Source organism: Rheinheimera pleomorphica (assembly GCF_011634895.1).
Lineage (GTDB): Bacteria > Pseudomonadota > Gammaproteobacteria > Enterobacterales > Alteromonadaceae > Alishewanella > Alishewanella pleomorphica.
On the sequence record NZ_SIRR01000007.1, the window covers coordinates 363,932 to 388,865 of the forward strand.

The following is a 24,934-nucleotide window of genomic DNA, read 5'->3' on the forward strand; positions in this document are numbered from 1 at the left end:
CCCTTTTACGTGGCTATACCGCCGCCAGCTGATTTTTCGCACCTGTCTAACCAGAACTAACCATGCTGCGGAGAATTGATCATGCTACAGGTTTCACATTTAACGCGTCGTTATGGCGCTATGCTGGCGGTGAATAACGTCAGCTTTAGTATTAAACCCGGTGAAATCGTCGGCCTGTTGGGCCACAACGGTGCCGGTAAAACCACCATTATGAAAATGCTTACCGGCTATTTAGACGCCGACAGCGGCAGTATCAGTCTGAACGGTGCGGATATGGCCACAGATCGCGCGGCGATACAGGCGCAAATTGGCTACCTGCCGGAGAGCCTGCCGCTGTATCCGGATATGACAGTGGCCGACTATCTCGATTACGCTGCTACGTTAAAAGGCTTAAGCGGTAAAGCAAAAACCGACGCTATCCGCTATGCCATCACTGCCACCGACATTGCCGTTAAATTGCTGGCGCCAATCGCCACCTTATCCCGCGGTTTTAAACAGCGGGTCGGTGTGGCGCAGGCCATTTTAACCCGGCCGAAATTGCTGATCTTAGATGAGCCCACTAACGGCCTGGATCCGGCGCAAACCGAAGCCATGCGCAATTTAATCCGCGAGCTGGCCAGAGATGCCACCGTGATTTTATCCACCCACATCATGCAGGAGGTGGATGCGCTTTGTACCCAGGTGCTGATGCTGCGCGCCGGTGAGCTGGTGCTCGATAGCAGCTTGAGTGCCCTGCGCCAGAGCAATAGCGTGCAGCTACATAGCGATATTAGTTTGCCAACCCTGCGTGACGCCTTGGCACCTGCTTTTAGCGCGGTAGATATCCGCCAGCTTGGCGCTGGCCAGTATCGCTTAACACTGAGTGATACTCAGAGCGATCTTAACAGCCTGTGTCAGGCAACGACGCAGGCGGTGTTTAACGCCGGTGCCAGCTTAACCCAGCTGTTTATCGAGCAGCGCGATCTGGAAACGGTTTTTCGTCAGCTTAACAGCAACGCGGAGGTGAAAGATGCAGCCTGATCACACCCAACATGCCCGCACCATGCTGTGGCGCATCGCGCAAAAAGAAATCAGCCTGTTTTTTGCCTCACCGGTGAGCTACCTGTTTTTAGGTGGCTTTTTAGCGGTGGTGCTGTTTATGTTTTTCTGGGGAGAGGCATTTTTTGCCCGCAATATTGCCGATGTGCGGCCGCTGTTTAATGCCATGCCGTTGCTGCTGATTTTTCTTGCCAGCAGCTTAACCATGCGCTTGTGGAGCGAAGAGCGCCGCAGCGGCACCCTGGAACATGTACTAACGCAAAGCACACCACTGTGGCAGTTTGTGCTGGGCAAATTTATCGGCTGCAGCCTGCTACTGCTGTTGGCGTTGCTGCTCACCCTACCGTTGCCGTTCACGGTAGCCATGCTGGGCGAGCTGGACTGGGGCCCGGTGTGGGCCGGTTATCTTGCTACCCTGCTGCTGGGTATGCTGTACCTGGCGATTGGCCTGTATGCGTCGGCGCGCAGCGACAACCCGATCGTGGCGTTGTTGGTATCAGTGTTGTTATGTGGCGTGTTTTATTTAATTGGCAGCAATGTCATCACCAGTTTATTTGGTCAGAATATCAGCCAGTGGTTAAGCCTGTTGTCTACCTCGGGCCGGTTTGAAGCCATCAGTCGCGGTATGCTGGATGCGCGTGACTTATTGTACTTTGTCAGCTTAACGCTGGTGTTTTTAACGTTGAATTGTTGGGCATTGGAGCGCGGTCGTTGGAGTGAACAGCCGGGCGTTGCCGCTAAACGCTGGCAGTGGGTTGCCAGCCTGGTCGTGGTAAATGCGCTGGCATTGAATTTATGGCTGGGGCAGTTATCAGCTCTGCGCTATGACAGCACCACGGGTCAGCAATTTACCTTGTCAGAGGCCAGCAAACAGCAGCTGGCGCAATTACAGGAGCCACTGCTGCTGCGCGGCTATTTCAGCAGCAAAACCCACCCGCTATTAGCACCTCTGGTGCCGCAACTAAGTGATTTGCTACGTGAGTATGAAATTGCCGGTAAGGGCCGCATTAAGCTGGAGCTGGTCGATCCGTTAAGCTCTGCCGAAGCAGAAAAGCAGGCTAATCAGGAATTTGGTATCGAGCCGGTGCCGTTTCAGGTGGCGGATCGCTATCAGTCGTCGATTGTCAGCAGCTATTTTAACGTACTGGTGCAGTACGGCAGTGAATATAAAGTCCTGGGTTTTCGCGACTTAATCGAGGTGAAGTCGGGCGGCGAGGCCGAGCTAAATGTGCAGCTGCGTAACCCTGAGCTGGATATCACCCGCACCATTCGCGCGGTAATGCAGGGTTACCAGGCCGGTGGCGAGCTATTTGCTGCGGTCGACCAACCGCTTAGCTTCACTGCTTACTTGTCGGAGAGCAGCAAGCTGCCGGCACAGTTACAGCAGTTTGCTGCTGATATTAATAGCGTGCTGGATAAGCTGACTGTTGAGGCTGGCGATAAACTGAGCCGCCAAACGCTGGACCCGGATGCCAATGGCGGCGAGCTGGCGCAGCAACTGGCTAACGATTACGGCATCAGCCCGCTGGTCACCGGTTTGCTTGACCCTAACCCATTTTACTTCCATTTACTGCTCGGCGATGGTGAGCAGCTGGTGCAAATTCCGCTGGACGATTTCTCAGCTGAAAGCTTTGAGCGCAATTTCACCGCGGCAGTAAAACGCTTTGCCAGTGGTTACCGCAAAACGGTAGCCTTAGCGGCACCGGCGGCCAACCCTTATGGCGGCGGTGTTAGTTTTAGCCAGTTGCAGCAGTACCTTGGCGATGAGCTGAATGTTAAAACCGAAGATCTGACTGACGGCAGTGTCGCCAGTGATGCTGATATTCTGCTGCTGGCAGCACCGGATAAACTGGATGACAAGGCGTTGTTTGCCGTGGATCAGTTTTTAATGCAGGGTGGTACGGTATTGCTGGCCAGCTCGCCTTACAGTGCTGACTTTAGCGGCCGTAGCCTGAACCTGAAAACGGTGCAGTCGGGCCTGACCGACTGGCTGGCGCATCATGGTATCAGCCAGCAGAACACCTTAGTGCTAGACCAGCAAAGCGCTGCGCTGCCACTGCCGGTGACACGCGATCTGGGCGGCTTCCGCGTGCAGGAAGTACGGATGCTGGATTACCCCTACTTTATTGATGTGCGCCAGAACGGTTTAAACGCCGAGCATCCGGCCACTTCCAGCCTGCAGCAGCTAACCTTGAACTGGGCATCGCCGCTGGCTATTGATGCTGATAAAAACAACAGCCGCAAGGTGACGGAGCTTATTCACAGCTCTAACCGCGCCTGGTTGTCAGCCAGTACAGAGGTACTGCCGCCGCTGAATCAGTATGGCGAGCTAAGCTTTACGGCAGAGGGTGAGCAGCAGTCTTATCTGCTGGGCGCTGTGATCGAGGGCGAGTTTAGCTCCTACTTTGCCGGTAAAGACTCGCCGCTGCTAACAGCTGCTAATGAAACAGCTGTTGATGAAGCAAACGAAGATGCTGCCGCTGACGAGCCGGCGCTAAATGTCTCCTCTGTGCTAAGCCGCTCGCCGTCTTCTGCGCGGTTAATCGTGCTCAGTTCAAACGACTTTATCAGCGACACCGCACTACAGCTAAGCGGCGCGGCCAGTGGCGTACAGGATATCGCTGCACTGCAGCTGATTGCCAATACGCTGGACTGGGCGCTGGATGATGCCGCCTTAACCAGTATCCGCGCCCGCGGTCAGTTTAACCGCACGCTGTTACCCATGGATGAAGGCAGCCAGCAGTTCTGGGAATACCTGAACTACGCTATAGCCGTGTTGCTGCTGGTGGCGCTGATTTTACTGCAGCGCAGCCTGCAAAAGCGGCGTCAGCTGGCCTGGCTGAAACAACTGGCAGACTAAACAGGAGGCGAAATGACACCTTTAATGCGTAATTTAACTGTGCTGCTTATCGTCCAGTTGTTGCTGGCGCTGTGGCTGTTTAGCAGCAGTAACAACGATATTGTAAGCGAGCCGCTGCTGCCAAAGCTTACACAGGCTGACAGCTTAGTGCTAAGCAGCAAAGACGGCGAGCTAACGCTCACTAAGCAAGGCGATAACTGGCAGCTGGCCAATGGTCTGCCAGTCAGCCAGGGCAAGCTGGATAGCCTGCTGCGCGATTTAACCGCGCTCAAATCCGGCTGGCCGGTGGCACAAAGCAGCGAAGCGCAAGGCCGTTTTAGTGTGGCTGACGATAAGTTTGAACAAAAATTAGTGCTGATGCAGGGCGAAAAAGTGCTGCACACGCTGTATCTGGGCGATAGCCCGGCATTTCGACAGTTGTATGTGCGCACTGACGGCGATGAGGCTATCTACAAAGCGGCACTCAACCGCTTTGAGCTGAGCGCGGAGGAGAGCGCCTGGCTGGATAAGCAGTTACTGCGCTTGCCGGTGGTAGAGCGCATTGCGCAGGGTGCTAACAGCCTAAGCCGCCAGGGCGATAACTGGCAGCTGTCGCTTAACGGCGAAAGCCATACTGCAGACAGCGCAGCCGCCCGTGATTTAGTGGCTAAGCTGAGTTCACTTTCGGTGCTGAAACGGGCAGAAAAAGCGCCACTTAGCAGTGATATTACCGAGCTTAATGTACGCAGCAGTGCCCGCGATTATCAGTATCAGCTGGTAAAACAGGACGATACTGCGCTTATCCGCCGCAACGACATTGAGCATTGGTTTGAACTCAGCCAAAGCCAGTTTGATCAGTTGCAGGCTATCGACTGGCTGGCGTTGCAGCGCTCAGATGAGGCGCAGGGTGACAAGCTCAGCGAAGTGGCCGCCAGTGAGCAATCAGATCAGCCGCCAAGCAGTGACTAAACTGTAGATGGGCAACACCACGCCAGCACCTGTGCCTTTGGTGCTGGCGTTTACACTGAATCCGTGGATAATAACGCTTTGGTTTTAACGAAGCAGGGCTGCTTATCCACGCATGATTTCCCCGCGTAAAATACTTAAATGTCTGGACGAACACTGGCAGGTTATTGAAGCCTTAATTGGCCGCAGTAGCCTGGGCAGTTTCAGCTTTCAGGATGTGCAGGCGCTGATTAAACGCTTTAATCCGACTTACAGCAGTGAGCAAATCTTTAAAGAGGCGCAGCGTCTGTTGCAGGCGGAAGTGTTTATTCCACTGGCCAAGTCCAGCCAGCTGGAACTGAACCGCGCCGTGCTGGAATTTGCTGAATATCTGCTGCAAGAGCATAACCTGGGTATGGCAGAAGATATTCAAAGCCGTATTCACGAGCTAAACCGGCTGGCACGCAAGTTAGAACTGGCTGCTAAAGGCCGCGATGCCAGCGAACTCAAGCGCTTTATCTGGCAGATGGATGAGCGCATCCGCGAAGTGGTAAAACATTTTGGCAAAAACGAAACTGCCATTTTAAACCTGGTCGATAAAGCCAAAGCTGATGAGCGCAATTTATCCTTAGCGCGCCGTTACAGCGCGGTAATGGAAGCCTTTGACGACTACATCGAGCCGATGCTGCAGCTGATTGATATCAACGGCCCGTTTCAGGCCACTATTGCCAGCCTGGAAGCGCTGCTGAGTGAGCAAATAAACGCGCTGGAAATCAGTGGCGGCCTAAGCCATGAAAAAGAGCTATTACTGCAGCTGCGCACCCGCTTACTGGATATGAACCAGATTGGCCGTGAAAGCTTAAGCCGCAGCGCCGATGCGTTAATGCCACTACGCGAAGAGCTACGTAAAAATACGCTGTTATCACGTAACGCCAGTGCGGTGCTGGGTTTAATGCGCAAAAAAGGCATTGATCTGACGTTAAGCCAGCTGCCGGTAGTGATCGCCTCAGATTCACAGCGTTTCTCACTTGGCAGTGCTAATCAGCTAACCAGCTATATGGCCGAGCTGGCCGATTATCAGCAAGCTGAATACCAGTTGCCAACGCAACAAGACGAGCGTGTGGCGCCGAATTTACAACTGCCGGATTACGATAGTGTGCTGAACAAAGCGCGCAGTAGCGGCACTATTACTAACCTGGCGCGCTGGCTGGATGACAGCTACCCGAATTTAGCGCTGGATGAGCTGCTGTATCTGTATCAGGCGTTAAGCCGCGAAGACGGTTTGGCGCTTAATCATGACCATCAGGCGGTTGAACTGACGTTACAGCAGCATAAGTTAACCCTTTACCCGTTTTCGCAGGAGGCCAAGGCCGATGCATCTTGATTTACAAGAGCTGACCCAGCTGGCTGAGATCTATAAAAAGCTCAGTGGCGGTTACCATATCAGTGAGCAGGACTTAGCGCTGTGGCAAGAACTGGACGCGCAGGAACTAGGCTACAGCGCATTATTCTCTGGTCTTGGCCACACACTAAAGCGCGACAGCCGCGGCTTCTTCTATTTTGACGTCGATGACGCCAGCGCCAATATGGGTAAAATTTCCCGCCTGTTTGCGCTGACAATTTATGCGCTGGTGGAATATTTTGCCGATCAGGGCCGCGATCCACTACAAGCGCTGTTTGATAGCGAGCTGGATCATGAAGTGTTCGCAGCCATTGTACAAAAGCAATATCACCTGTTCGAGCAGCTGGATATCTTTAGCGCCACTGATGTAAAACGCGAGGTGGCTAACCGGATGCTGCGTTTAGGCTTAGCCCGCGCCAGCGGTGACAATATTAAGCTGCTCTCACCGGTGCACCGCTATTTAGATGCCTTACTGCAGTTGGATGATGACGCACCGCAAGACTCCAGCGATACGGTGTTATTGGTTGATACCCCGGATACTGAGGAGATGAGCGATGTCTGAGCAGCTGTACGGCCTGACTAAACTGGCGCTGTTAAATACCGCCGGTTATGCCAAATGCGTCATTCCATTGGATCATGCCGCCTCGATTTGTGCGCCGAACAATACCGGTAAAAGCTCGGTAATTAATGCGCTGCAGTTTCCGCTGATTAACGATTTACGCCTAACTGAGTGGGACGGCCACGATTTAGATGAAACGCGTAAGTTCTATTTTGGCTCGGATCAGAGCTATATCCTGCTGGAGGCAAACTTACCCGATGGCAAAGTGGTGATCGGCGTGGCCGGTCTGGGTAAAATTGCCGGCTACAAGTACCAGTATTTTTGCTATCAGGGTGCACTGGATTTAGACCACTTTATCGCCGGCAACAGCATAGTGAAATACAACAAGCTCGACCACGTGCTGCGCGAAAAAGGCCTGGATCCGATTGAGCTGAAACCGTCCGAGCTTAACGCCATGCTGACCGGCGGCGCCACACCGTACGACAGCCGCATTAACCTTAGGATGATCCCGCTGAATAACGTATCAGATGCACCGGTGTATAAAGATATTTTCCGCCGTATTCTCAACCTGCATAAGCTGACCGCGCAGGACGTGAAGCGCTTATTGTTGCCGGTATTTGCCCGCCATCTGGGCGACCCGAAAGTCGATTTTTATGCTGTCTGGCATGGAGCCTTTGAAAAAGTAAACCGTGACCGGCGCGAGCTAAAAGCGCTGCAAAGCCAGCAGGAAGGCGTGACCGCACTGGAGCATATGCTGGATGCGCGCGCGGTGTACAAAGGTAAATTAGCCGCTTTTGCCCCTAAGCTCGATATTGCCTTAAACGACTATCAGCAGCACTTTGACGACCAAACCAGTGAGCTCGGTGTACAGCTGGAAGATTTACTTAGCGAAAAGCAGCAGTTAGAAGAGCGCCAACGTTTATTTGTCGGCCAGATTAAAGACTTAGGCAACCGCCAGCTTGAGCTTAGCCAGTGGTTTAACCAATACGATGCGCTGCATAGCCGCTTTGAACTGGCTAGCAGTGAGCAGCTGGCAACCAACCTTGGCAATATCCGCAGTGACTACGAGCGTTTAAGCCACAGCTTACAGGGTGCCAGTAACGTCAATCTGGCCACTTTGCAGCATCAGCTGGCGCAGACGCAGAAGCAGCATAAAAGCGCTAAGTTGCAGCTAAAAAACCTCGAGTACAACCTGTATTCACGGTTGCGTGAAGATTTAAGCCTGCCGGAAGTGCAGCACATTACTAAGCTGCTAAACCCGGATCTGTTATCGCTTTCCACCGCCAAAGGCGGCGAAGTCGAGATCACTGATGACAGCGCCTTTAGCAACCTGTTGGAGCAGCTGGCCGATTGTATTAAAGGTGGCAAAGCGCATTTGCCGGGCGCCGTTATCGATTTAGCGCCGCTACACAGTGCACCGGATATGACCAGCGCCGAAGATAAGCTGCAAATTAAGCAGCAAATCGAGGCCTTAGAGCAAAGCTTGCACACGCTTAACCAGCAAATTGAAGTAGCTGCCGATTTAGCCGGTAAAACCCGCGAAAAAGAGCGGCTGTATCAGGATATGCTGCAAGCTGAGCAGGACGTAAAAGATTTCAGCCGCTACCAGCAAATGCGCCAATTGCTCGACGATCAGCAGCAGTTACAGGCCGCGCTGGAAGAGGAGGAAGCCAGTGTGCAAGGCCAGCTGGATGAGGTGCAGCACAAGCTGGCCAGCCAGTCCGACCGGCGTAACCTGCTGAACAATAAGCTGGAGCAGTTAAAGCGGCAAAAAGAGCGCATTGATCAGGAAAAACGTGAGCGCCGCGACCACGAGCTGGAGCTATATAGCGGCCGTGTTACGCCTTATATGATTGATATCGTGTTGGATTTTGACAATTTAGCCGACAGTATCCGCAGTTTTAACAAAGACTGTCAGGAACTGCGCTTAACCGAGATGAATATCGCCAACACCTATCAGTTTATCTACAACGCTGGTATCACCAAGTTTGAAACCGAAAGCGATACTGAGCTGAAGTACCAGAAGCTGATTGAGGCGTTCCATCATCTGGATAAAGAGCGTGATGCCATTGAGCGCCGCGCCCGGGTAGCATTAACCGAAGTGGCCTCGACCTTAAAAGGCCTGCGCAACGATTTAAACCGGCTGCACCGCGAGCTTAACAGCTTTAACCGCGGCATCTGGCGTCAGCAAATCTCTAACTTAAAAGACTTTAAGATAGAGATAGTCGACCGCAAATTGCTAGTTGGCCATATTGATACCATTTTAAGCACCTCTGAAGCCTACGAGCAGGGTGATACTTTCGATTTACTGGCTGGCAATACCCTGGCCGAGCGCGATATTAACGCTGCCCGTGATTATTTAGTACAAGCGGCCAGTGAAAAAGGCGGCTTAACATTGTCGGATTTATTTGATATCCGCTTTAAAGTGGTGAACCGCGCTGGCGAAGAAGAGTACTTCGACAAGATCGACTCGGCCGGTTCTAACGGCACCCGTATTACCATTAAGCTGCTGTGCGGTATGTTGTTTATCCGCCAGTTACTGGCCGAGCGCGAGCGTGGTAAATACCGTATTCCGATTTACATCGACGAAGCGGCCGATATCGACCCGCATAACCAGCAGGCCATTATCGAAACTGCACTTAGCTTTGGCTTTGTGCCCATTTTTGCCTCGGTGAAACCACAAACCAGCTGCCGTTATATCGTGCCTATCCGCACCGTCGCCAACGGCGCACAAAACTGGGTAGATGAAAAAGACTGGATAATTTGCCAGCCAGTGCAGCAAGAACTGCAGCCGGAAGAGGTTGAAGCTATGGCTGAAACGGTATAACAGTAAAATGAATTGTGATTAAAATCTTAATTGACAGAACGACACCCAGACCCTAGACTTGCAACCAATATGACCGGCGCCTCTGCATTTATGTACGCGTCGGTTCTCATTTCTGAAATCCGTTCAACCATTCAATAGCTCCTTCAACTGCGCCAAAATCTTGCAGGGTCAACATGTCATTTCTGGTAGTGGGAAAATCATTCATCAATACGAATTTTAATATCGCTGCTGTCCTGAGCTTACGCAGTATGCTTATCTAACTTAGCGAGCGCTCCAAGAAAATAGCTGTAAAATCTGATTCTCAATTAAGTAACGTTATTGTATCTATTCGCGTCTAAATTTCGTGTGTTCAGATCGGGCGGTATGTGTACGCATCGCTATAGTGGATTTGTAGCAGCTAAGTTAGTAAGGAAAAAAGTGTGTCGTTAAAGGATCAGAAAGTCAGAAAAGTATACCCCACGTTTACAATTGCCTGTGGGCCGAAGAGCGCCGTGCTTTTTATACTGGCACATGCTGCAACCTTAATGCTGCTATTTAAGTATGGTTTAGTCTACTTTCCGAATGCATATGCAGAAATAGGGTTGGAAAGGTTTTCTGATATCGACAAGCTTATATTTGCAGGATTGACATCCTTGGTTGGCTATATGCTATTGGAATTCTTATTCACTGTTGTGTTTATAAAGAAAATCAGCAAACCCTTGGTCCTAAGTAATGATTACCTGATTATTCCGTCGTGGGCGATACGAAACTCAAATGTCGGCAAAACTAAGCAATCACTTCGAATTGCAATTGATGATATCTCTAATATATCAACGCGTTTATCTCATATATCAAAACTACCACTATTGCGGTTTGCTACGCCTTTTCAGATGCTTTTAACCTTGAATATGGGCACCAGCAAAGTAACGCTTGATCTAAAACACGCGGGATTCTTTCAGCCCATTCATAGCTGGCTAAAAAATATAAGGGTTCCGGTAGATAGGAGTGCATCAAGTCAGCAACCTCATCTGAATCGGGGCAATTTCAATAGCGTGGCTTTGGCCTGTATTGGTCTTTCATTAATGATGGCTTTTGTTATGCCACTAGTACTTTGGACATTTAGTCCATAGATAATTGCTGGCTAAAAAGCTTCCCGTAAAACGTCATTAAACTGGCGGCTTTGTTGTAGAAAGTAGTCACAGCGTTGCAAAGTGAGCTGGGTTAAGTTTTTTATATGAGCTTGCTGTTCGACGGTAAGTTGGTCTGTACTAAAATCCAGTTGGTTAGCCAGGCTCTGGCAGCGTATAGCCAGTAAGTCCAGACGACGCTTAATCAGTGCCGGTTTGAGGTCAACCTCGTCTGCAAATGTCAGTAAGTCGTATGCGGTGATAGTATTGATATCGAAGTTGTCGCCAACTGCCATGGCCAAATCAGTGTTAAGTTGAGGGTGTTGCTCTGCTTCATACAGTATGGAAACCAAATCATAAAACGGGCTAAGGTTCATGCCGCTGCGGCCAACAAAAAAACTAATATTTTTACCGTGCGCATCACTATTGCCAATAATCAGATTAAACAGTAACCAGTCGAGCATTTTTTGGATGGTTAGCAATGGCACAGCAGTAAGACGGGCAAATGAAATGAGCTTACTCAAACTTACGCCATCTCTGATATTGGCAACGTCGCGATCATCGCCAAACTGGCGTTCGTACTTATATTCAGGAGGTAAATCTAATGCCTGGCAAGCATCAATCATATGGTGTTTGCTGACGCCATGTTCAGAACGTTTGCGGTCAAATCGGGTAACCAACAGAGCATGGTGACCACCAAAATGCCGTTGTTGCACTTCAGCAACATCAATGCCAACTGCGGCGGCCAAACGCATGCAAAACAATTCATTTACGATGATACTGCGATAGTTGGCAGCAGAGAATTTTACAATATGCGTGCTGGAGTAGTTGCCATCAGCCAGCGATAGTTGCTGGTTTTCATCAACATATACATTTAACTTGTTTTGCACACCGGCAACGGATAGCCGGAACTTACCGTCCCAGTACACCAGTTGACTTGTGTCCTGGCTGCTAAGGCGCTCAGCCAGTTCTGCGTCCGTAATTGGCCGAAGTTTGCTGACGACATTTGCAGGCTCTCTGTTATGAAACGATAGAGCGCCGGCGGTTTCAGCCCCAATGGCTTTAAGGATGGCAAGCACATTATCTTTGGATAACCGCTCGTAACTCAGCAAACTACTTAAAGCGTCACCTTCAGGGAGCAGGTTTTTCAGGAAGTTGATCAAGGTGTCAGATGATACAGTTTGCTGAAAACCTATATGTGGCGAAATGGCAAAGCCTTGCGCTAACCAGTTGGCTGCATAATTAAACTGGCATTTGCCTGGCGACATGAATGTCAACTCACCAACCAGACTAGAATTGGCATAGACGTTTAGTTTGGGCAGGTTATCAGAGCCAGTCATTATTGCCTTCCGCTGCTTTTACTTGCAGTTCTATGCCCCATAACGCCAATACGGTAAATAAAGTCTCTGCCCGCACATTGCCCGCGTCTTTTTCAATATTCTGATATGTCTGCTTGGATAGTCCAAATAAGAGGGCGGCGTCAGCAATAGAGACACCCATAGAAGTGCGTTTATATCGCACTAACTGACTTAACGACGCCAATGTTACTGGCTGTTGTATATCCGGTTTATCAGTTGGCATAACCCGCTTTGCCATAAATTCCACCTTATAGCTGCAATAAGCATTGTCGCTGTGATCTGCATATTAATCCTAAATAGTTAGGATTAATAGAGGTAACATTGCACGTTTAATATATAATCCTATAAAAGTAGGACTATATGAAAAATACAACAAATTTCAAATAAAATCCTAAATTGATAGGATTTTATTTGAAGATCAGGAAGGGTAAAACTACAGTAATTCGGGTTTATGCAACAATTTAGTTTGCGGTGTTAGTTTTTAATAATCTTGTACAGAAATTAATTGCAGATAATTTTGCTTATGGCCGCTATATTGTACCCATCCGCACCGTCGCCAACGGCGCACAAAACTGGGTGGATGAAAAAGACTGGATAATCTGCCAGCCGCTGCAGCAAGAATTGCAGCCGGAAGTGGTAGAAATTGAAGTAGAGCCAGCTTAATAAAAAAACGCCGCGAAAGCGGCGTTTTTTTATTATGATTTTTATCAGCTAAGCATTAGTAATTCGCGATAAGGTAGGCAATCAAGCCAAGATTTGTCAGCACCATAGCCTGGCCTGCACGCAGCAAAGATATGTAGCCGCAACGTATTGCTTGCTCTGTGTATGCACCGATAAGTACTTTCCATTGCATAACGATAACCATAGGAATTACTAAAGCCCCCCGATGGTTGTGTTTCATCATGCCATCAAGGGTTTTTGAGCCATATGAACCATCTGGATATAAGCTGGGGATCAACATCATGCCAAGATATAGCGCTAATACCGGCCAGTTAAGCAAACCAATCACAATCAGCATACCGATTTGTCCGTTAGACATTTCTTGCTGTTCCGTAGGATGTTTGATACTAAACACTTGCAATGTTGCACAGTTATTTTGACAAAGTATGCCGCGATCAGGCATCAGATACAGCGTTAAAATAACGCCACGCAGCGTTTTCAAGTGTACCTGTGTGACATAATTGGGCCGGTAAAAGCCGCTAAAAGTATGTTGCAATAAGTTTATTGCCAGTATATCCCGCTCGTTGCCGTCCAGCGCCCAGGCAGAGATTTCGGTGAAGTAATCGGCCGGTAAGTCCGTTCTGTCACGATTCACAAGGGTTCTTGCCGGGATAAAGTAAGTTCCAGCCAATTGATTAAGCCACTGATAACCCCTGGCGGGAACCAGAATATGGCCTGATATATCGCAGCTAATATTAAACGACCTTAACAAGTGCTTGCCGCGTATTTGCGGTTTTGTCTGGGCATGTTCGTTGGCGCAATTTTGTGTTAAAGACTGGGCTTCAGCGCTGCCAAAATTTAAAACAGCTGATAAGAGGATGCCGAAGAAAAGAAAATGATAAAAATTGGCCATCCATGCCCTGAAAGTAGTAAAAAACGCCGCGCAGAAGATACATTGTATTTACAACTTTTTCCAGCAAATGCAGACAACTTTGCGGCCTAGCGGGTTGGTAAGATTAGCTTTTGTTCTGCAATCACCTGCCGAAATCGCTCTGAGGTAGTCGCCCAGTCAACTAAATCCAATTTCCATGGCAGGTCTGACTCGCTAAAGGCTTCTGCGACCTCTGCCAACAATGCCAACGGTAAAGGTGTATCACTGACAATAGCTAAATCTAAATCCGAGTAGGGTTTGGCATTGCCTTTTACCCGTGAGCCAAAAGCCCACACTTCGTATTGTGGCAGGTAGCGCTGCAAAATGGCGTTAACCTGCTGCCATTCGCTATCGCTGAGCTGTAACCCTGCAGGTTTAGCCACGGGCCAGGCGCTCGGTTAATTGTGTGGCCAGAAACTGCGCCTCAGCAAGAAAGGCCGGTATGCCGGCGACCACCTGCAACGCTATATCTTCATCATAGGTGTGGCTGGTTTTGCTGCGCATATCCCGATAGCCGCGCCAGGCCGGCCAGTCGCCTTGCAGCAGGCCTTGCTCGTTGGCGGTGCGGATCAAATCAGCAAAGGGCATCACATCAAACTGATCGGGCGAAGCGGAGCTTTGTTCAAGATAACGTTTTAACATTTTGTGGCTGATTTCATAAGTAAACTCAAAGCGCTGTACCAGGCCATCCCGAATTTGAATATCGCTGATATCCTGCTGGTAACGCTGCCAGCCTTCTTGCAGGCGGGCAATAGCATTCAGTAACGGGCTGATATCCAATAACATAGATTAATCCTGTAAGCGGCAAAGCGGTTTGCTGCTTAGCTTAACGTAGTGCAGTTATGCTTGCCAGCATAGCTGTTTAACAACACGTCAACTCGGCCATGTCACCGGTATCAAAACCAGAACGTTAGCTGGGGGATGGCCAGACACTGCAAGCGCTTAAGCGATTTACCTCTCCAGAGCTTCAACGTTTGCAGCAAGTTGCGCAAGAGTATGACGAACTAACTGTTGCACTTGCCTTTGTATCTGAAGAATTGATAAAGCCGGTTATGCAGTTGTTGGATAAGTATGGCACGACAGCTACAGGTGCCATCGTCGGTGCAGCTAACAGTAAATACACTGTATTTCAACGCTCTATAGTACGTTATCAGCAAGCCTTGTTAGACTTGCACGAAGCTAGCCAGGCTAAAGCTCAAGCGAGTGGTGCCAGAACAAAAGGCGCACATAATGCGGTAATTGCTGCTAAAGAATTCCATGCAAGGCGGATGCATGCTGAAATGAACCTGCAGTTCAAAACTCAGTTACAACGCTATGCAGCTAACTTAGGTGCTAGTGCTAAACGTTCAGTATTGCTCAACGCAGAGCGTGGCATTAATGTTGCGCGCAGTGGCCGTAGCAATCAACGCAATGGTCAAACGCTGCGCTTTGCCAATAGTCAGCAGGTTGCTACGGTCAAGCGTTTTGTTAATGACTCGCAAATGTTAGGGCGTGGCATTTTGGCGTTGGATTTGGGCTTGCGCGGTATTAAAGTCTATAGCGCCGACAACCGAGGGCGTGAAGGTGTTTCTCAGTTTGCGGGTTTTTTGGCAAGTGCTGGTACTGGTGCTTTGGTTGCTTTGGGGACAAGATCTATAGGTATAGCGTTAATGCTGACACCACTAGGGTGGAAAGTATTAATTGGTGCTGCGATAGTGGGCGGCTTTATGGCTGCATCATATGCTGACAATGACTTCCAAGATAGAGCAGGTCGGATTTATGACCGAATTTCAGGGCGAAAATAATGAAAGATATTCCAATATGGTATGACCTATTGGTAATTAGCTTTTTGTTGTCGGCAACAATTGCTTACCCAATTGTTGCGCTATTTGTGACCCGACCAATCCAGCGCAAATTGCGACAAACTAATCAGGATTATCTCAGCCAATGGGTGATCCCACCATTTCAAAGCATTTTTTACGCTGGTGCAGTGTTAATACCGATGACGCGCTGGCGGCATGAAAATAATAAGCACATGGTTGACACCGATGAACTGGTACGGAAAGCAGCAACGCCGTTGCAGTGGTGGTTGTCACTATGGTGGTTTGCGAGTACTTGCACCATGGTGCTTTTAATCTTCCTCCCGCCATTGCTAAAATTTTTAGGGCTGTGGTCCTTAGACGGTGGCTAGCAATCACTTGCCGGAACCGCTTTGACGTTGTTGCCCAATTTACTAAGTCCACTTTCGCTCTTTTAACTGAGCCGCCAGAAATTCTGCTTCGCTGAAAAAAGCCGGTATACCGGCGACTAACTGTAACGCTATATCTTCATCTAAGGTGAGGGTAGTTTTACTGCGCATATCTCTATAACCGCGCCTGGCCGCCAGTCGCCTTGTAGCAGCCCTTGCCAGCGTTGTCAGGAACGAATAAACCAGTGCCTGTTAAGGTGATGCTACCCGCGCTAGTACCGTAGCCGGCTGTGTTAGCGGTAAGGCGAGTATGGTGGCTTCGCCTGAGCGTGGGAAAATGCCGGTTAAGGCGGTAAAGTTAACCTGATGGGTGACCAGTACCGTCGGTTGTGCAGTTTGAGCAGTGGCAAATTGTTGCAGCAGCGCCTGAGTTTGGCTGTCGCCATCGCCACGGCCGGCGAAAAAGGAGTTAAGCACCGGCAACGGTGTGGGTGGCGTTAAACCCATCAGTCGGGCGGTGTCGAGACAGCGACACCACTGGCTGCTATAAACGGTAATATCAGCGCGGTATTTGTCGCGCAGTAGCTGCCCCCAGCGTTTTGCTTGCAGTTTGCCATCATTACTAAGGTTGCGCTGGGTACTGCAATCTTCCAGCACAAAGCCGGCCGGGTCGCCGGTGCCCGGTGCCAGCGTGTGGCGCATCACCAGTATGGCTTTGCCTTCACGCCAAGTTTGCCAGGCATTGCTGTCGGCACAGCTAAGCATTGGCAATAACAACAACATAAAGAGATAAAATGTTTTCATCGGCCTGGGTTCTGTTGGCAAAGAGTAATGTGCTACGGTACGAAAGCGTTAGCAGTTTAGTCTGTTATTGCTCCGCCACAACTCAGTTTGCATTGTTTGCGTCCACGCATGGCATCGACGCCATGTTTTTGCTCGACTGCGATATTGCAGTGTGGCTACGGATATTCGTTGTTGATAGCTGGTAGCAAGGAGAGGTCTATCAGCTTGACCGCGGCGACAATCATTATTGATAACCGCCCTCTGCCAGCCGGTCGAAGTACTGTTGATAGCGGCCGCTTTGCTTAAACTGCTGCAAATGCTGGTTAAACAGCTGTAGCAACTGCGCGCTGCCGGCTGCGTTTTGTGGAAACAGCAAAAAACTCTGATTAACAAGCAGTGGCCTGGGATGATGGCTGATCTCAGCGGCCAGCTCTGGCGCTAAATGGTTCAGCGTGTAATAACCAACACTGATCTCTTCGGCAAATGCATCAATGCGCCCGGCAGCCAGACGGCGGAAGTTTTGCTCGGTACTGCCAACGCGCGACATTTTAAATACTTTGTTCTCCAGTGCTTGGTCAAAAGCCGGGCCGTAGCTGTAACCCAGGCCACCGCCGAGCAATAAGCCACGCAAATCGGTAAGTTGCTGCCAGTCAAAACGGCGCTGCTTCAGATAAAAAAACACAAACTGTTCACTTAGTACCGGTTCGCTGTAAAGAAAATCTTTGGTGCGCTCTTCAGCCAGCATCCATACCGCCGTAGCGGCATATTTGCCGTTGGCAGTGTCATGATAAGCCCGTGCCCAGGGTAAAAAGTTAAAGGTAACCTCATAACCGGCGGCAGCAAAAATATCGCGGATTAAATGCGCCACCACGCCCTGATGCGGCAAATGCTCACTCAGAAACGGCGGCCACTCGCCGGCGCTAAGTTGCAGGTTGATTAAGTCGGATGGTTGCTCAGGCTCAGCCCCAATGGCCCAGCTGTTATGGCTTAGCAATAGCAAAAAACAACTAAGGTATAAAGCGCGTAATAAGCGGACAGCTAACATAGCGTTGTTTCCGGTAGCGGCTGGCAAAGGTGCAGCGTTTATCAAAGGTGGCAAATGTCGTTTGCAATAGTTTTACCTTAGCAAGCACTGATAAGCCAGCAGTGTTTACGGCACTGCAATCAGGCTCTGTCGCCAGACTTCTAATGCATAGGCCCGGCTTGATGGTGCAATGCCCTGCAACACCAATTGCTGATAGTCTGGCTGCTGGCTTTTGCTGAGTATGGTCTGATTAAGTAAATGGACGATACGCTGCCCACGTTCGCCTTTAGAGCAGGCAAAATGCACCAGGTTAACCGGTTCGGCTTCACGCAGTGAGTAAAAACGCAGGCTATTGTCTGTGCGCTGCGCCACTTTGCGGTATTCCAGTGTGGCATCGATAAAGCCGCGTTGAAGCATAGGCAGCATACTGCCGGTTTCGCTGCTTGAGGTGGTGCGGGTATAAATTGACCAACTGCTCTGGCGCTGAGACAGCAGCTGATCCAGCGCTTCGCCATAGCTACGGTTAATTTCAATGCCAATTACCGGGCCAGGCTTAAGGCTGAGGATCTGCAGCAGGGATATTTGCTGATTGCGCTGTTGTAAGGCCTGCAGCGTACTGCGCCATTTAGAATTTGCCGGCATTACCAATTGCAGCGCATCTTCTACCATATAGGGTAAGCTGAACAAGAAATCCTGCTCGCGGGCGACGGTTTTTTTCAGCCACGGCATACAGGCATTATCGGCCGCTTTGACCCATTCCCGGGCGCGGTTACGGCTAATACCCTCAATACTGTAACCGGCCGGATAGGCGGCTAACAGCTGCTGCAGGATCTGTGCTTCATTGTCAGTTTTTGCTTCTGTCTGCAACAGTGCAACGGCATCGACAATAATCATCGGCTCTGCCTTTACTCCGGCAGGCAGGTAAAACAATGCCAGTAAGCAATAAAGCAGATAAGTCTGTTTCATATCGGCGCTATGCAGCTATCCGGTAGGTTGGTGTTAGATTATTAAGTATAGGCGGGCTTGCGCTTGCATAGACAAGGCTTTATGCAGTGGCATGCCCCATGAGAGGTATGTCACTGCTTATTCGGCAATAATATTTTACCAACTGACATTATCGCGGCGATTCAAAGGCGCATTCAGAGCGGCGTTGCAGCCAGACTCAGTAAAGTTGTCTGGCTGCCACTGGTGGCTTAACGGCCGTCGTTAATGTCGTACACTATTTTTTCCCGCATGGCTGGGTTGTCGATTTGCAGCTCAACGTCTTGTTGCAAAATAATGCGGCCTTCTACTACCGCATCGGCAGCGATATACAAAGTTGGTTTATTGGTATTCGTCCAGCCGAAAAAGGTTTTTTTCTTGCCGCGAGGCTTATACACCAGATCACCTTTTATCAGCGTATTGCCGGTCAGCTTAATATCACCATTTACGGTACTGACATCTTTCGCCACTTCGCTATGGTCCAGCACGATATCGCCGTTAACGCTGTCGACATTGCCGGCTATCACCGCATGAGTGCCTGGCAGAATTTTACCGTTTACGGTTTCCAGGTTGCCAGCCACCTTAAGGCCGCTGCCGCTTTCAATACTGCCGTTTACGGTGCTGGCACTTTGTAGCTGGACATTGTCGCGCAGGTCAATACTGCCATTGACGACAGACACATCCTTGGCACTGCTGTCGCTGGCCATTTGCACGCTGCCATTTACCAGTGAAATGTCGCCGTAATGCTGGTTACTGCCGACAACGGCAGAGCCCATGACTTTGTCGATATTACCGTAGCCGGATGCGGCAACGGTGCTGGCAGTGAAACAGCAGGCGCTGATAACTAAGCCAACAGTGGCAGTAAATTGCGATAATTTCATCGTGATGTCCTTGTTATAGTGAGTTTGCCACTGTAGTTTGCAAAAGCACTGCCAATTTTAATCAGTTGAAAAATAACAATTTATTGTGTGGCGGCGTCCGGGAGAGCGGATTTTTTACCACTTTATAGCGAAAATGACTAATTATCTGCATTCTGGCAGACAGCTATGCTGGGGCTGAACAACCTAGTGCCTGGGTTAATCGCCCTGATCCAACGCGCGCGCCTTACGCGCTTCGGCTTCGGCAAAGGCGGCTTTTATTTGTTCGAGTACCGCATCAACATCGGTTTCGCTGCTGTCGGCAATAAAGTTTCCGCTTAGCGTCACTTCCGGCTGTAATTCACCGGCTTCATATAGCGCCCAAATTTCTTCGGCGTAGTTCGTACCGAGCAATTGCGGCGCATACTGGCCGTAGTAAGCACGCATATTGTTCACATCGCGGCAGAACATCCATTTGGCGTTGTTATTGGCTGCCGCGTCCACTGCCTGGGGCAGATCGATGACCACCGGGCCCTTATCATCGACCAGCACATTAAACTCAGATAAGTCGCCATGCACCAGGCCTTCGCATAGCATAATGACAATGTAATGCAGCATAGTGGCATGGTCGGCCAGGGCTAAGTCGGCATCCATCGCCACATCGGCCAGCCGGGGGGCCACCATGCCCTCGTCGTCACATACCAGTTCCATCAGCAGTACGCCGTCATAGCAGCCAAAGGGCTGTGGCACCCGAACGCCGGCTTTGGCCAGTTTAAACAACGCATCTACCTCAGCGTTTTGCCAGCTTTCTTCTTGCTGCTTGCGGCCGAACTTCGAGCCTTTTTCCATCGCGCGGGCCCGGCGCGAGCTGCGTACTTTGCGACCTTCCTGGTATAGCACCGCCTGTTTAAAGCTGCGCTTATCGGCTTCTTTATACACTTTGGCGCAGCGGATCTCCTCGCCACAGCGGACGATATACACAGCAGCTTCTTTGCCACTCATTAACGGGCGGATAACCTCATCCACCAGGCCTTCATCAACCAGTGGCTGAATACGTTTTGGTATTTTCATTGCGCCGTTATACCTTAGTTAGCAGTGCATAGAAATAGCCTGCCCGCCAGCAACAGCGAAAATAAACCAGCGCCAGGCGGCAGCATATTAGGCAGCCGTTATTTGCCGCAAAAATGTGCATTAGGTATACGCATCCGTTATCTTGGGCTAAAAATAATAAAAACCTTTAAGGTGTCTGCGTTTATGTCTTTGTTGTTGTCTGCTTATCGCGCTGTGTTTTTTATATCACTGCTGCTGGCTGTGCCGGTGTTAGCACAGCCTGTCGTCGATGCAGAACTGGAAGCCGCACTTGATGCTTATATAATGCTGTCGACCACAGATATACCCGCTGCGGAGCAAAAACTGCTGGAACTCGAGCAGCAGCACGCTGCGAACCCGGCCATTGCCAGCCGGGTGCGGTTACTCAGCTACCTGGTAAATTACCAATTTTATCAGCAAGACGGTGAGCGGCTGGAGCAACGGTTACAGCAGTTGCTGGCGCAGGCAGAGCTAACCGAAAATGCCGATACGCTGGCAGAAATTTATGCCACCGAGCTGGAAATCCGCTTGTACCAGACAAAGTTAAATGAGGCTTTTGTTAATTTAGAGCGGACAGAGCAAAGCGTTAGCCGTGCGGTGACACCGCGGGTGCGTTATTACGCCAACAATGTGATAGCCAGATTGTACAAAGCGGATCAGCAGTTTGAAAAAGCGTTGGAGCATTTTATTCTGGCGCTGGATGCGGTAAGTGAAACCGATGACGCTTTTACCCTCAGGCGGCGGGCTTTTCTCAACTACAACATTGCCCATGTGCATACCGAATTAAGAAACTGGTTACAAGCCAGAACCCTGACCGAGCAGAATATTGCTGAAGCAAAGAAGTATGGCCACGACGGCTTTTTGCCGGATCTGTATTTGCTGTTGGGTTATATCGCGGGCTCTGAAAAAGATTACCAACGTGCGGTGCAAATTAATCAGCAAGGCCTGGCGTCAGCAAATGCCTCGGGCCGTGACAGCACTGCACTTATTTTCGAGAATAACCTGGGGGCTACTTATATCCAGATGGCGCAGTATGCTGAGGCCAAAACCATCTTACTGCAGGCACTTAAGCGTGCTGAGCAGCTGCAAGACGAGCACAGCAAGCAGTTAATCATGCAAAATCTGGGCTTTATCCGCGTTATGCAAGGTGAGCATGATGAGGGTATAGCGCAGATGGAAAGTACTATGCGTTATTTAAGCCAGCATTCTGCCAAAACGGAATATGAACCCTATTATGAATGGCTGGCCAAAGCTTATGCGGCGGCAGGCCGCTACAAAGAGCAAGCTGACACCTTGCTGGAACAAATGGCATTACAGGCTGATATCCGTAAAGCCGATAGCGAAAGCCGGCTTGCTGCCCTGCAGGATCGCTTTGACTCTAAAGCCAAAGCACAGCAAATTACCATCTTAGAGCAGGAAAATGCACTGCATGCCCAGCTGCTGGAAAACCAGCGTTTACAGCAGCAACTGGTGTGGCTGGTGGTGGTAATAGTGGCTTTTGCGGCCGTAATGGTGTTTCAGTTGTACCGCAAGGTGCGCCGCTCTAACAAAAAACTGTATGAAACCAATAAACTGTTGGCGTATCAGTCACAACGCGATGTGCTAACCGGGCTGTATAACCGCCGCGCGTTACAGGAATACTTACAAAAACGGGCGTTAAAGCGTCGGGAAGGTGATCTGGCTATTACTAGCGTGACCGGCTTTTTACTGCTGGATATCGACTTTTTTAAACGCATTAATGACAACTTCGGTCATGCAGGTGGTGATGCGGTATTGCAAAGCGTCGCGCAGCGTTTGCAGGACAGCTGCCGTGACAAAGATATGGTGGTGCGCTGGGGCGGAGAAGAGATCTTACTGGTGCTGGATAATATCGATCCGGCCCAGGTCAGCAGCTTTGTGCAGCGGGTGCTAAATTGTATCGCTGAGCAGCCGGTGATGTTTGATAACCAGCCCATTGCGGTTACAGTGAGTGGTGGTTTTATTCATCTGCCGTTTGCCGGTATCAGCGAGGTGCAGCTGGACTGGGAAAAGGTGCTGCAAATTGCTGATATGGCGCTGTATTTAAGTAAAACTAACGGCCGCAACCAGGCCTGTATGGTGGAAGGTATTAACACCAGCTTTGCTGAGGTTGAATCGCAGTTGCACAGCGATCTGGCCGGTGCTATTCGCGCCGGCCATGTAACAGTAACCACCATCAATGGGCCGGGCGGTAACGTTAGCTAAGGTGGCTAGCGCCAATACTAGATCGCGGTTTTTAACAGCAGTAAAACCAGAATTGCAACGGCGGATAACAGTAACACAGCAAATGTCAGCAGCATGCCAAATACGCGGAACTTTAGCGGTTCTTTGATTTGTTGCACGCCGAAGGCATGGCTTAAGCGACCCAGTATCAGCACCATACCCAATACATGCAGATACACCGGCGCCAGGCCGCTGTACTCCGCCAAAAACATCAGCAGCAGTGCAAAAGGCACGTACTCAGCAAAATTACCGTGCACCCGTATCGCCCGCTCCAGCGCCAGCTCACCTTTGCTACCAATGCCCACCTGATAACGGCGGCGCTGCTTAATTACCTTAATACTTAGTACAACAAACATCAGCCCGAGCAGGGCGGCGTAGAGTGCAGTAATCATCATGCTCCTTAACATAAAGCCTGTATCAACAGGCTTTAGCATAGAGACAGTTAGCTGCTTTGGGTAGCTTTAGTTATTTTACCGGCTAACTACCAATCCATACCCGGTAGGTTTATAGCCCAAATTCCACTCGCGCACGCCGCTGACAAAGGGGTTGTCGTGGCCCATATGCTGCTGGATACGTTGGTTTAACTCGCGCTCTTGCGCTGTTGCCGGGTCTTGCTTGTGCCAGGCGATAAACAGCTGTTGTTGGGCGCGGGACAGGTTAAGGTTGTACTTGTCGGCCATGTAAAAGTAGATGCGGGCGATATCGCCGCGTACATTAGGCGCGGGTTCAAACACCTGTTGTTTAAAATCGACCTTTACCGGGCAGGCGCCGTGTTTGGCCGGCGTTGATGGCAGCACACCAAAACGGAAGTTACTGCGATCGCCGTTGACCTCGCCAATCGCCGGTACCAGGTTATATAAATCGGCTTCCATCAGGCGAAACACTTCATCGGTTTTTACGCAGTTTTTCCGGCCACCATTTTGCCAGCACTGGCGTTGATGGCCAAAGTGGTGTGCTGGCATCACATGTTCCCACTCAATGCGGTTGGCGCGTGGGCCGTTTTTGCGCACCTGATAGCCGCAGCCGCTGAGGTTGGGAATGCCTTTTTTGCCCTGCCAGCGGATATCGCAGTCGCAATAAAAGCTGTTTGCCTCAGGCGCGTGAATACGCTGTGCTAGTTTCTTCGCCTGGTCAAAATTCGTCGGCGCCGCTAAACTGACACTGGATAACAGCAGCAGTAAGCTGCTAACAACAATAAAAAAATACTGCATTCACTACCACTTACTTCAGTGAGAACAACCGTGTAACTGTTAAAGCAGAGCTCACCTTGTTCACATAAACACGCCGTAAACCCGTCCATGGGGGCTCGATTATGAACTTCATCCTGAAGTTCACCCTGCGGGCCAGCGGAGCTGTTCAAATTCGTTCCTGACGAATTTGTCAGCATCCATGCCTTCAACGGTTGACTTAGAACAAGCTGATCCCTGCATTGATAATCTGAATTTAATGCGTTTTACCGGCTATTTGTTCGATATCCTGTTGCAGGTTTTTGCGCAGGCCCAGTTTAAAGCCCAGCTCGGCGATAATAAACAACGGGCCGACAAACAGGCCAATTAAATCATCGACAAAGGCCGGTTTTTTGCCCTCAAAGTAGTGGCCGATAAACTGCAACACCCAGCCAACCACAAATAGCGCTATGGCGCTGCTAAGCCAGAGGGCTGTCGGCTGCAGCGCCAGGTAGGCAGCAATCGCAAAACAGCTACCGCTGAATAGCAACATCACTACACCAAAGCGTAAATCGAGCCGGAAATAAAATAACGTTGAGGCAATAAACAGCAGTAAGGCTGGCGTAATACTGATACCGGCCAGGCTGAACAGTGGCCACCACAGCAGGCCAAAAATAGCGATAACAATCAGCGGAATGCCAGCATAGTGAGTGAGGATATTACGCTCATCTCTATGGTACTTGGCATACTGGCTTAAATGCTCAGTCAGGTTTTTCATTGACTTATCTCTGGCGACAAGGGGCTTGGCATTTAGCCTAAATCCAGTCGCCGGCGGGGTCAATGAGACACTTTGTTCCTGTTGTAGCAAAACTGTAAACTTGGCGTATATGAGCAATAAATAGACAAACTTAACCGCTACTGTAGGCCGGTGTTAACGGAGCTTGATGTCACTAACACTGCG

25 protein-coding genes are annotated in these 24,934 nt (G+C 50.1%); 11 read left to right on the top strand and 14 right to left on the bottom strand.

Translation table 11 applies throughout. The features are described from left to right. Positions 1 to 81 precede the first annotated feature (81 nt). The 7 genes from EYB30_RS08650 to EYB30_RS08680 all read left to right on the top strand — a co-directional run bounded on the left by EYB30_RS08650 (position 82) and on the right by EYB30_RS08680 (position 10,719). Positions 82 to 1,020, top strand: coding sequence for an ABC transporter ATP-binding protein (locus EYB30_RS08650; RefSeq protein WP_166838514.1), 939 nt, complete (start codon positions 82 to 84; stop codon positions 1,018 to 1,020). Continuing rightward, the gene (locus tag EYB30_RS08655; protein WP_166838515.1) at positions 1,010 to 3,898 is read left to right on the top strand and encodes a Gldg family protein; all 2,889 of its coding nucleotides are present in this window, start codon (positions 1,010 to 1,012) and stop codon (positions 3,896 to 3,898) included. The genes EYB30_RS08650 and EYB30_RS08655 overlap by 11 nt, the downstream gene beginning before the upstream one ends. Before the next feature lie 12 nt (positions 3,899 to 3,910). Beyond that, the gene (locus EYB30_RS08660; protein WP_166838516.1) at positions 3,911 to 4,846 is read left to right on the top strand and encodes a DUF4340 domain-containing protein; all 936 of its coding nucleotides are present in this window, start codon (positions 3,911 to 3,913) and stop codon (positions 4,844 to 4,846) included. Between the two features lie 112 nt (positions 4,847 to 4,958). After that, positions 4,959 to 6,206 (top strand): hypothetical protein, encoded by a 1,248-nt coding sequence (locus EYB30_RS08665; protein WP_166838517.1) that lies wholly within the window; start codon positions 4,959 to 4,961, stop codon positions 6,204 to 6,206. Continuing rightward, entirely contained in the window at positions 6,196 to 6,786 is a 591-nt protein-coding gene (locus EYB30_RS08670; protein WP_166838518.1) for a condensin complex protein MksE, read from the top strand. The genes EYB30_RS08665 and EYB30_RS08670 overlap by 11 nt, the downstream gene beginning before the upstream one ends. Then, entirely contained in the window at positions 6,779 to 9,610 is a 2,832-nt protein-coding gene (locus tag EYB30_RS08675) for an ATPase (protein ID WP_166838519.1), read from the top strand. The genes EYB30_RS08670 and EYB30_RS08675 overlap by 8 nt, the downstream gene beginning before the upstream one ends. Before the next feature lie 419 nt (positions 9,611 to 10,029). After that, positions 10,030 to 10,719 (top strand): hypothetical protein, encoded by a 690-nt coding sequence (locus EYB30_RS08680; protein ID WP_166838520.1) that lies wholly within the window; start codon positions 10,030 to 10,032, stop codon positions 10,717 to 10,719. A gap of 11 nt (positions 10,720 to 10,730) precedes the next feature. Here the strand turns inward: EYB30_RS08680 and EYB30_RS08685 are convergent, their stop codons facing one another. Both EYB30_RS08685 and EYB30_RS08690 read right to left on the bottom strand, forming a co-directional pair. Then, positions 10,731 to 12,056, bottom strand: a complete 1,326-nt coding sequence (locus tag EYB30_RS08685; RefSeq protein WP_166838521.1) for a HipA domain-containing protein — start codon at positions 12,054 to 12,056, stop codon at positions 10,731 to 10,733. Further along, positions 12,043 to 12,312 (bottom strand): helix-turn-helix domain-containing protein, encoded by a 270-nt coding sequence (locus EYB30_RS08690; protein WP_166838522.1) that lies wholly within the window; start codon positions 12,310 to 12,312, stop codon positions 12,043 to 12,045. The genes EYB30_RS08685 and EYB30_RS08690 overlap by 14 nt, the downstream gene beginning before the upstream one ends. A 233-nt stretch (positions 12,313 to 12,545) precedes the next feature. Here EYB30_RS08690 and EYB30_RS08695 point away from each other — a divergent pair, with 233 nt between their 5' ends. Next, complete coding sequence (locus tag EYB30_RS08695) at positions 12,546 to 12,737, top strand: hypothetical protein (RefSeq protein ID WP_166838523.1); 192 nt, start codon at positions 12,546 to 12,548, stop codon at positions 12,735 to 12,737. Positions 12,738 to 12,792: 55 nt separating this feature from the next. Here the strand turns inward: EYB30_RS08695 and EYB30_RS08700 are convergent, their stop codons facing one another. The 3 genes from EYB30_RS08700 to EYB30_RS08710 form a co-directional block, all read right to left on the bottom strand. Beyond that, positions 12,793 to 13,647: a hypothetical protein gene (locus EYB30_RS08700; protein ID WP_166838524.1), complete on the bottom strand. Its 855-nt coding sequence runs from the start codon at positions 13,645 to 13,647 to the stop codon at positions 12,793 to 12,795. Positions 13,648 to 13,733: 86 nt separating this feature from the next. Further along, positions 13,734 to 14,048: a nucleotidyltransferase family protein gene (locus EYB30_RS08705; RefSeq protein WP_166838525.1), complete on the bottom strand. Its 315-nt coding sequence runs from the start codon at positions 14,046 to 14,048 to the stop codon at positions 13,734 to 13,736. Continuing rightward, positions 14,041 to 14,451 carry a nucleotidyltransferase substrate binding protein gene (locus tag EYB30_RS08710; protein WP_166838526.1) on the bottom strand — a complete coding sequence of 137 codons (411 nt, stop codon included), beginning with the start codon at positions 14,449 to 14,451 and terminating at the stop codon, positions 14,041 to 14,043. The genes EYB30_RS08705 and EYB30_RS08710 overlap by 8 nt, the downstream gene beginning before the upstream one ends. A 188-nt stretch (positions 14,452 to 14,639) precedes the next feature. Here EYB30_RS08710 and EYB30_RS08715 point away from each other — a divergent pair, with 188 nt between their 5' ends. Both EYB30_RS08715 and EYB30_RS08720 read left to right on the top strand, forming a co-directional pair. Further along, entirely contained in the window at positions 14,640 to 15,449 is an 810-nt protein-coding gene (locus EYB30_RS08715) for a hypothetical protein (protein ID WP_166838527.1), read from the top strand. Next, positions 15,449 to 15,835: a hypothetical protein gene (locus tag EYB30_RS08720; protein WP_166838528.1), complete on the top strand. Its 387-nt coding sequence runs from the start codon at positions 15,449 to 15,451 to the stop codon at positions 15,833 to 15,835. Before EYB30_RS08715 ends, EYB30_RS08720 begins: the two co-directional genes overlap by 1 nt. A gap of 42 nt (positions 15,836 to 15,877) precedes the next feature. On the opposite strand, the gene EYB30_RS18755 is transcribed toward EYB30_RS08720, so the two are convergent. From EYB30_RS18755 to EYB30_RS08750, 6 genes are all read right to left on the bottom strand, one after another. After that, the gene (locus EYB30_RS18755; protein WP_277816732.1) at positions 15,878 to 16,003 is read right to left on the bottom strand and encodes a hypothetical protein; all 126 of its coding nucleotides are present in this window, start codon (positions 16,001 to 16,003) and stop codon (positions 15,878 to 15,880) included. An 81-nt stretch (positions 16,004 to 16,084) separates the two neighbouring features. Next, positions 16,085 to 16,636, bottom strand: a complete 552-nt coding sequence (locus EYB30_RS08730) for a histidine phosphatase family protein (RefSeq protein ID WP_166838529.1) — start codon at positions 16,634 to 16,636, stop codon at positions 16,085 to 16,087. Between the two features lie 223 nt (positions 16,637 to 16,859). Further along, complete coding sequence (locus EYB30_RS08735) at positions 16,860 to 17,660, bottom strand: substrate-binding periplasmic protein (RefSeq protein ID WP_166838530.1); 801 nt, start codon at positions 17,658 to 17,660, stop codon at positions 16,860 to 16,862. A 105-nt stretch (positions 17,661 to 17,765) separates the two neighbouring features. Continuing rightward, positions 17,766 to 18,605, bottom strand: a complete 840-nt coding sequence (locus EYB30_RS08740) for a hypothetical protein (protein ID WP_166838531.1) — start codon at positions 18,603 to 18,605, stop codon at positions 17,766 to 17,768. Between the two features lie 227 nt (positions 18,606 to 18,832). After that, positions 18,833 to 19,501, bottom strand: a complete 669-nt coding sequence (locus tag EYB30_RS08745) for a DUF4097 family beta strand repeat-containing protein (RefSeq protein WP_174978738.1) — start codon at positions 19,499 to 19,501, stop codon at positions 18,833 to 18,835. 195 nt (positions 19,502 to 19,696) lie between these two features. Continuing rightward, entirely contained in the window at positions 19,697 to 20,548 is an 852-nt protein-coding gene (locus EYB30_RS08750; protein WP_166838532.1) for a PA4780 family RIO1-like protein kinase, read from the bottom strand. A gap of 183 nt (positions 20,549 to 20,731) precedes the next feature. On the opposite strand from EYB30_RS08750, the gene EYB30_RS08755 reads away from it, so the two are divergent. Further along, the gene (locus EYB30_RS08755; protein ID WP_166838533.1) at positions 20,732 to 22,789 is read left to right on the top strand and encodes a tetratricopeptide repeat-containing diguanylate cyclase; all 2,058 of its coding nucleotides are present in this window, start codon (positions 20,732 to 20,734) and stop codon (positions 22,787 to 22,789) included. A 17-nt stretch (positions 22,790 to 22,806) separates the two neighbouring features. Here the strand turns inward: EYB30_RS08755 and EYB30_RS08760 are convergent, their stop codons facing one another. From EYB30_RS08760 to EYB30_RS08770, 3 genes are all read right to left on the bottom strand, one after another. Then, complete coding sequence (locus tag EYB30_RS08760) at positions 22,807 to 23,199, bottom strand: MAPEG family protein (protein WP_206674601.1); 393 nt, start codon at positions 23,197 to 23,199, stop codon at positions 22,807 to 22,809. Positions 23,200 to 23,277: 78 nt separating this feature from the next. Next, on the bottom strand, positions 23,278 to 24,018 hold the full coding sequence (locus EYB30_RS08765; RefSeq protein WP_166838535.1) for an endonuclease: 741 nt from the start codon (positions 24,016 to 24,018) through the stop codon (positions 23,278 to 23,280). Between the two features lie 232 nt (positions 24,019 to 24,250). Then, positions 24,251 to 24,751: an Mpo1 family 2-hydroxy fatty acid dioxygenase gene (locus EYB30_RS08770; protein ID WP_166838536.1), complete on the bottom strand. Its 501-nt coding sequence runs from the start codon at positions 24,749 to 24,751 to the stop codon at positions 24,251 to 24,253. Positions 24,752 to 24,934 lie beyond the last annotated feature (183 nt).

Coding starts and splice junctions, on each gene's coding strand:
- EYB30_RS08675 (WP_166838519.1), top strand. CDS start 6,779: ATGTCTGAGCAGCTGTACGGCCTGACTAAACTGGCGCTGTTAAATACC.
- EYB30_RS08750 (WP_166838532.1), bottom strand. CDS start 20,548: ATGAAAATACCAAAACGTATTCAGCCACTGGTTGATGAAGGCCTGGTG.
- EYB30_RS08735 (WP_166838530.1), bottom strand. CDS start 17,660: ATGTTAGCTGTCCGCTTATTACGCGCTTTATACCTTAGTTGTTTTTTG.
- EYB30_RS08655 (WP_166838515.1), top strand. CDS start 1,010: ATGCAGCCTGATCACACCCAACATGCCCGCACCATGCTGTGGCGCATC.
- EYB30_RS08770 (WP_166838536.1), bottom strand. CDS start 24,751: ATGAAAAACCTGACTGAGCATTTAAGCCAGTATGCCAAGTACCATAGA.
- EYB30_RS08670 (WP_166838518.1), top strand. CDS start 6,196: ATGCATCTTGATTTACAAGAGCTGACCCAGCTGGCTGAGATCTATAAA.
- EYB30_RS08650 (WP_166838514.1), top strand. CDS start 82: ATGCTACAGGTTTCACATTTAACGCGTCGTTATGGCGCTATGCTGGCG.
- EYB30_RS08720 (WP_166838528.1), top strand. CDS start 15,449: ATGAAAGATATTCCAATATGGTATGACCTATTGGTAATTAGCTTTTTG.
- EYB30_RS08745 (WP_174978738.1), bottom strand. CDS start 19,501: ATGAAATTATCGCAATTTACTGCCACTGTTGGCTTAGTTATCAGCGCC.
- EYB30_RS18755 (WP_277816732.1), bottom strand. CDS start 16,003: ATGCGCAGTAAAACTACCCTCACCTTAGATGAAGATATAGCGTTACAG.
- EYB30_RS08710 (WP_166838526.1), bottom strand. CDS start 14,451: ATGTTATTGGATATCAGCCCGTTACTGAATGCTATTGCCCGCCTGCAA.
- EYB30_RS08660 (WP_166838516.1), top strand. CDS start 3,911: ATGACACCTTTAATGCGTAATTTAACTGTGCTGCTTATCGTCCAGTTG.
- EYB30_RS08760 (WP_206674601.1), bottom strand. CDS start 23,199: ATGATTACTGCACTCTACGCCGCCCTGCTCGGGCTGATGTTTGTTGTA.
- EYB30_RS08765 (WP_166838535.1), bottom strand. CDS start 24,018: ATGCAGTATTTTTTTATTGTTGTTAGCAGCTTACTGCTGCTGTTATCC.
- EYB30_RS08755 (WP_166838533.1), top strand. CDS start 20,732: ATGTCTTTGTTGTTGTCTGCTTATCGCGCTGTGTTTTTTATATCACTG.
- EYB30_RS08740 (WP_166838531.1), bottom strand. CDS start 18,605: ATGAAACAGACTTATCTGCTTTATTGCTTACTGGCATTGTTTTACCTG.
- EYB30_RS08685 (WP_166838521.1), bottom strand. CDS start 12,056: ATGACTGGCTCTGATAACCTGCCCAAACTAAACGTCTATGCCAATTCT.
- EYB30_RS08730 (WP_166838529.1), bottom strand. CDS start 16,636: ATGAAAACATTTTATCTCTTTATGTTGTTGTTATTGCCAATGCTTAGC.
- EYB30_RS08665 (WP_166838517.1), top strand. CDS start 4,959: ATGATTTCCCCGCGTAAAATACTTAAATGTCTGGACGAACACTGGCAG.
- EYB30_RS08700 (WP_166838524.1), bottom strand. CDS start 13,647: ATGGCCAATTTTTATCATTTTCTTTTCTTCGGCATCCTCTTATCAGCT.
- EYB30_RS08690 (WP_166838522.1), bottom strand. CDS start 12,312: ATGGCAAAGCGGGTTATGCCAACTGATAAACCGGATATACAACAGCCA.